The organism is uncultured Anaerococcus sp., from assembly GCF_947253225.1.
Taxonomy (GTDB): domain Bacteria; phylum Bacillota; class Clostridia; order Tissierellales; family Peptoniphilaceae; genus Anaerococcus.
The window spans coordinates 1-6,337 of record NZ_CAMXYR010000072.1 but is presented as its reverse complement, the minus strand read 5'-3'; the positions used below and the strand labels follow the sequence as shown (position 1 = coordinate 6,337).

The 6,337-nt window shown below is 31.8% G+C and carries 4 protein-coding genes and 2 pseudogenes; all 6 read left to right on the top strand.

Going from position 1 to position 6,337, the window contains the following annotated elements:
• The coding region (locus Q0W95_RS07160) for a Maff2 family mobile element protein (RefSeq protein WP_277262704.1) at positions 1-78 on the top strand (78 nt) is incomplete at its 5' end.
• A gap of 10 nt (positions 79-88) precedes the next feature.
• A pseudogene (locus Q0W95_RS07155) lies at positions 89-951 on the top strand (VirB6/TrbL-like conjugal transfer protein, CD1112 family).
• A gap of 9 nt (positions 952-960) precedes the next feature.
• Positions 961-1,251, top strand: a pseudogene (locus tag Q0W95_RS07150) (hypothetical protein).
• Between the two features lies 1 nt (position 1,252).
• On the top strand, positions 1,253-1,663 hold the full coding sequence (locus tag Q0W95_RS07145; RefSeq protein ID WP_004827263.1) for a PrgI family protein: 411 nt from the start codon (positions 1,253-1,255) through the stop codon (positions 1,661-1,663).
• Positions 1,554-3,977, top strand: coding sequence for a VirB4-like conjugal transfer ATPase, CD1110 family (locus Q0W95_RS07140; RefSeq protein WP_297791314.1), 2,424 nt, complete (start codon positions 1,554-1,556; stop codon positions 3,975-3,977). The genes Q0W95_RS07145 and Q0W95_RS07140 overlap by 110 nt, the downstream gene beginning before the upstream one ends.
• A 7-nt stretch (positions 3,978-3,984) precedes the next feature.
• On the top strand, positions 3,985-6,337 hold a 2,353-nt coding region (locus tag Q0W95_RS07135), incomplete at its 3' end, for a CD1108 family mobile element protein (RefSeq protein WP_297791312.1).

Genomic DNA, 6,337 nt, shown 5'->3' with positions numbered 1-6,337 from the left:
AAGCAGCTTATGGCTGGTGGGGGAATTGTACTAATCGGTATTAAATTAATTCCACTACTTGCAAATGCTTTAAATTAGGAGAAAGTCTATGTTTGGTATCTTTGACAAGCTAACTGAATTTTTTAAGGATATGCTACTCGGAGGTATCAAAGCAAATCTTGAGTCCATGTTCTTAGATATAAATGACAAGGTAGGAGTTATTCAACTGATGTTGGGAAGACACCAATGGGTTGGAATGGAGAAGTATATAACTTCATAAAAAACATTAATGATAATGTGATTGTTCCAATAGCAGGTCTTATCATAACAGCAGTTTTATGTATTGAACTCATAAACATGGTTATGCAAAAGAATAATATGCATGATACAGATACTTTTGAGTTTTTCAAATACATTATAAAGATGTTTATAGCAGTCTACCTTGCAAGCCATGCCTTTGAATTTTCAATGGCAGTCTTTGATGTGGCACAAAATCTTGTAAACAAAGCGGCAGGGGTAATCACTACTTCTGCCACTGTTTCAGGAGATCAGATAGTTGCAATGGTTGATGCATTAAAAGAAAAAGAAATAGGTGAGCTTTTAATGATACTAGTTGAAACAAGCCTTGTGAGGATTGCAATTCAAGGAATATCGCTAGTTATAACATTAATAGTATATGGGCGTATGTTTGAAATATATGTCTACTCATCAGTATCATCCATACCATTTGCGACTATGGGAAATAAAGAATGGGGTCAGATTGGAACAAATTATATCAAGGGACTTTTTGCCTTGGGACTACAAGGTTTGTTTTTGATGGTATGTTTAGGTATCTACACCGTTTTAATAAGGACGGTACAGGTTACAGATATTCACGCAAGCTTGTTTAGTATATTAGGATATGCTCTACTACTTGGACTTATGATGTTTAAGAGTGGAACAGTTGCAAAAAGTATTATGAATACGCACTAGGAGGAATAAATGTTAAAAAAGAAAAATTGTGCTTTATTGGGACTTGGAATTTTATTGGGAGGAACTTATGAAATCTTAAAAGAGAAAAAAAGAAATGAAGAGATTAGAAATTTAAAGAGGAGAATAAATAGACTCGGAAGATGTCATAATGAATTTGTTATGTATCAAGGAGAATACAATGACAGAAATTAAGAAAAACAAGAAGAATTAGAAGAAAGAATTAGCTACCTAGAAGAAGAAACAACATCTAATTATGACCATATACTTGAACTTTCCAAAGAAGAAGTAGAGGGAGATTAAAATGGCATATGTACCAATACCAAAAGATTTGGACAAGATTAAAACAAAGGTTGCCTTTAACTTAACTAAAAGACAACTTATAGGTTTTTCTGTGGCAGGACTAATTGGAATACCAACCTATTTATTTATGAAGAAATATCTACCTAATGATGTTTCTATCATTGTAATGCTAATAGTAACCCTGCCAATCTTTTTTATAACCTTATATGAAAAAGACACCTTAACTTTTGAAAAGTATTTTAAATTTTTCTATCTTCATAAGTTTTATCAACCAACTAAGAGAATAAGAAAGGAGGCATACCTTGAAGCAAAGAAAAAAGCAAATCAGCGACTTAAATCTAAGGGAAAAACAATTAAAAAAAGACCTAAAGGAAGTAAGAAGGCTAAAAACAAAGAAAGATCCAACAAATAGTCTTCTAAGTGTAATTTTAAAGAAAGAGAAAAAGAGATTTACTGTTGAGGACACTATTCCATATATAAGAATGTTACCAGAGGGCATTTGCCAGTTAGATGAAAAAAACTATTCAAAGACAATTTCATTTCAAGATATAAATTACCAGTTGGCATTGGAAGAAGACAGAGATTTAATCTTTAACCAATTTGCCAACTTTTTAAATTCTTTTGATCCAAGTGTCCACATTGAACTTTCATATGTAAATCAATTAGGAAGAAATAAAGACCTACAAGATGCAATTAAAATTGCTGATAAGGGAGATTTCTATGACGATGTAAGAAAAGAGTTTAGGGAGATGTTAAAGCTTCAACTTGCAAAGGGCAATAACGGACTTAAAAAGATGAAGTATATAACCTTTACAACAGAAGCCGATAACCTAGAGCAAGCAAGAGCAAAGTTAAATAGACTTGAAGTAGATATTTTATCCAACTTTAAATCTATGGGAGTTAGAGCAGAAAGTCTTGATGGCGAAGAAAGGTTAAGACTTGTTCACGATATGTTAAATCCAGACAAAAACTTTGATTTTTCATATAAAGATTTGAAGAAGAAAGAGTCTACAAAGTCACATATAACTCCCGATATCTTTAATTTTGCACCAGCAAATAATTTTAAATTTGGGAAATTCATTGGAGCAGTAAGCCATTTTCAAATACTTGCAAGTGAGTTATCAGACAGAATGTTATCTGAGTTTTTAGATATTGATGACAATATTTATGTAGCTTTTCATATAGATGTAGTTGAACAAGCAGAAGCTATTAAACTCATTAAGAGAAAAAACACAGACCTGGACAGAATGAAAATTGAAGAACAAAAGAAAGCAGTTCGTGCTGGATATGATATGGATATTATTCCTTCAGATATAAATACTTTTGGGGCTGATGTTAAGTCCATGTTATCTGACTTACAAAATAGAGATGAAAGGCTCTTTGTAGTTACTATAGTAATGATGAATTTTGCTAGGACTAATCAAAAATTAGAAAATACAATTGCTCAAATATCATCAATTGCAAACAGACATAATTGTCAGGTAAAAAGATTATCTCATCAACAAGAACAAGGACTTGTTTCTGTCTTACCTCTAGGAGTTAACCAAGTCGAAATAAAAAGATTTTTAACTTCATCATCAACGGCAGTATTTATGCCTTTTACAACAGAAGAGCTATTTATTGATTCGGCAAATTCTTTGTACTATGGCTTAAATGCCCTTAGTCAAAACTTGATAATGGCAGATAGGAAGAAACTAAAGAACCCTAACGGATTAATATTAGGCACACCAGGTTCTGGTAAATCTTTCTCAGCAAAGAGAGAGATGGCAAATGCAATTCTTGTAACAGACGATGATGTAATTATTTGTGATCCTGAGGGCGAGTATTCAAACCTTGTAAAACAATTTAATGGAGAAGTTATTAAAGTATCAGCAAAGTCAAAGGACTACCTAAATCCACTAGATATTAATATGAGCTATGGAGATGGGGACGCACCTTTAAAGGATAAGGCAAACTTCATAATGTCTATGCTTGAACTTGTAGTAGGAGGATCTGGTCTTACTGCTGCAGAAAAATCTGTTATAGATAGGTGCTTACCAAAGATATATCAAAAGTATTTTGAAGACCCCAAACCAGAAAATATGCCTATATTAGGAGATTTATACGATATGCTCCTATCCCAAGAAGAGGGAGTTGGTAGGAAGCTCGCAACAGAAATGGAAATTTATGTTAAGGGAAGTCTTAATGTCTTTAATAATAGGTCAAATGTTGACCTAAATAGGCAACTGCTTTGCTTTGATATAAAAGAGCTAGGAACACAACTTAAAAAAATAGGTATGCTTGTAATTCAAGACCAAGTTTGGAACAAGGTTTCCCTAAACAGAGGAAGCAAGTCTACTAGATACTATATAGATGAGTTCCATCTTTTATTAAAAGACCCACAAACTGCTTCATATTCAGTAGAAATCTGGAAAAGATTTAGAAAATGGGGCGGTATTCCAACAGGTATAACTCAAAACGTAAAAGACCTTTTAACAAGTCAGGAAATTGAAAATATCTTTGATAATACAGACTTTGTTCTAATGTTAAATCAAGCATCTGGAGATAGGGATATTCTTGCTAAGAAATTAAAAATATCGCCTTATCAGTTAAACTATATTACTAATTCAAACGCAGGTGAGGGACTATTATTCTTTGGAAATACCATTGTTCCCTTTATAGATAAATTCCCTAAAGACACCATGCTATATAAGCTGATGACAACAAAACCAGAAGAAGCTAAGTAGGTGTGATATGGATAAAAAACTAAAAAAAGATTTTCAAAAGAAAATTATCCGAAATAGGGACGCTCCTGAAAAGAATATAGATAGTAAACTTGTTCATTCAGATGATTATACTAATAAGATTATTAAGACTAAGGATAGGTTCGGAGATAAAATTTCAGAAAAAGAATCTAAACTTATCCATGAGAATATATTAGCTAAAGATCAAAAACAAGATAAACTAAAAGATTTTCAGAAGGCTAAAAACAAGGAAAGAATCAGAAAAGAAGTTTTAAATAATAAGAATAAGGCTGAAAAAACAAAACAAACTAATCTTGAAATAAGGACAGATGAAAGCTTTAAACTTGATGAAGAGTTAGATGTAGACTTCAAAAAGGTGAATTTTGGTAGTGAAAACAGTAGAAATATTAATTCTAATAAATTAACAACAGATGATATTCCAGCTAACTCTGAAGTAATAAGCAATAAGAAGCCATTAAGTAAAAGACAAGTTCTTAAAAATTATGAGGATAAACTTATCCATAGTAAAGATAAATTCCAAGACAAAATCAACGAGAAAGAGTCTAAGCGAATCCAGACAAGTGAAGATAAACCTATCGAAGCAAAGAAAAGTAAAAGAATATATAGAAAAGATAAGCTTGTTAAAGATGAAGTAAGCAAGAACGACAGTAATGCTAATATCGATAAAAAGCAAAAACAGAAGCTTTATCAAGAAAAGAAGTTTAGAGATAAGGAAAAAATTTCTAATGAAATAGATAAAGAAAATAAGCTAAGCGAAGTTGATACAGATAAGACTTTTGATAATTCTGAGCTTAAAGATAATAATCAAGAATTTATAAAAGATGAAAAGGAAACAAGCCTTAAACCTTCAGAACAAAAGAAAGTTAATAAAAAGAAGACTTACTATAAGAGAAAAAATTATGAAAGTGATAAATTCACTCGAAAGAAAATCGATGACTTAAAAAATGAATCTAAGAAAGTTAAAACGAAAGATTCTAAGAAGGCACAAGATGTTAAAGACTTTATCTCAGATAAAAAGATTGGAGAGCTTGAAAAGTCTAAAAGTAAGCTAAAGGATAATATCTTAAAGAATAAAACTAAAGGAAGCCTATCTTCTGGGGTTTTATTATCTGGAGCTAAGTCTTCAGAGTTAGTGAGAGATTATTTAAGTTCAGGATCTGACAATACCGGTGTAGAATCTGGAGAAAAGGTCGCTAATGTAAGCTCTAAACTCCAGCATGGAATAAGGAAGTATAAGATAGACAAAAAGAAAAAGTCCTTAAAAAAGCTATCTAAACTTGATAAGAAAATAAGAAAGAGAAAAAGCAAGTTGGAGTTTAAAAGCGGCTTGGAAGATTTAAAAAAGTCAGATGCCTATATAAAGAAAAATAGATTTAAGAAGTTTTACCAAAGAAAACAAATGAAAAGCATGATAGCTAAAAAGCACGAAACAAGACTGGTAGATAGAGTTAAAAAAGCTATTTTAAGTTTAGGTAAGGCTTCTAAAGAGCTAATAGTAAGAAAAAGCAAGATGGTTCTATTTCTAGTAATAGGACTAGGTCTTATGATCTCAATCATGATTGGTGGTGGAAGTGTTGGTATGAGTGGTTTAAGTAACTCTGTAAACTCAGTAATGACAACAACATACCTATCACAAGATACAGTTCTAAGTGAAGTTAATCAAGAATTTTCATCAATGGAGTATGACCTACAATCACAAATAGAAAGTGTAAAAACAAGTCATCCTGGATATGACGAATATATCATAAACAAAGAAGGAGAAATTGGTCATAATACCCATGAACTTTTATCCTATATAACTTCAAGATGTGGAGAAGTAAAATCAGCATCTGAAGCAAAAGGAATTTCAAAAGAACTTTTCGACAAGATGTATAAACTTGACTTTAAGGAAGAAATTGAAATTAGAACAAGAACAATAGCAAGAACTAGATATGATAGTCGTGGCAATCCTTATACTAGCTATGAAAAAGAAGAGTACGAGTATAAAAAGTTAATTGTAACTTTAAAGAAAAAAGAAATGGATGAAGTTGTTAGGGAAATATTTAAAGATTATCCAGACAATGTAGTTCATTATGAAGCTCTTCTTGAAGCTAAGGGGAATATGGGTGATGTTTTTGGATCAGGTAATGGTGACTTAGGAGAAATAGTAGATAATCCAAACTTTGGAAATCCTGGTCTTGCTTTTGATTCTGAAACTGCCAAAGCCTTATTTAATGAAGCAGAAAAACATATAGGCAAAAGATATGTGTTTGGAGCAAGTGGACCATCTAACTTTGACTGTTCAGGTTTTGTATGTTGGTCATTTACAAAGTCTGGTGTAAAGAGAATGCCAAGAACAACTG

Bases quoted from the DNA above. Each gene is read 5' to 3' on its own strand.
- Q0W95_RS07145 (WP_004827263.1), top strand. From the start codon at position 1,253: ATGGCATATGTACCAATACCAAAAGATTTGGACAAGATTAAAACAAAG.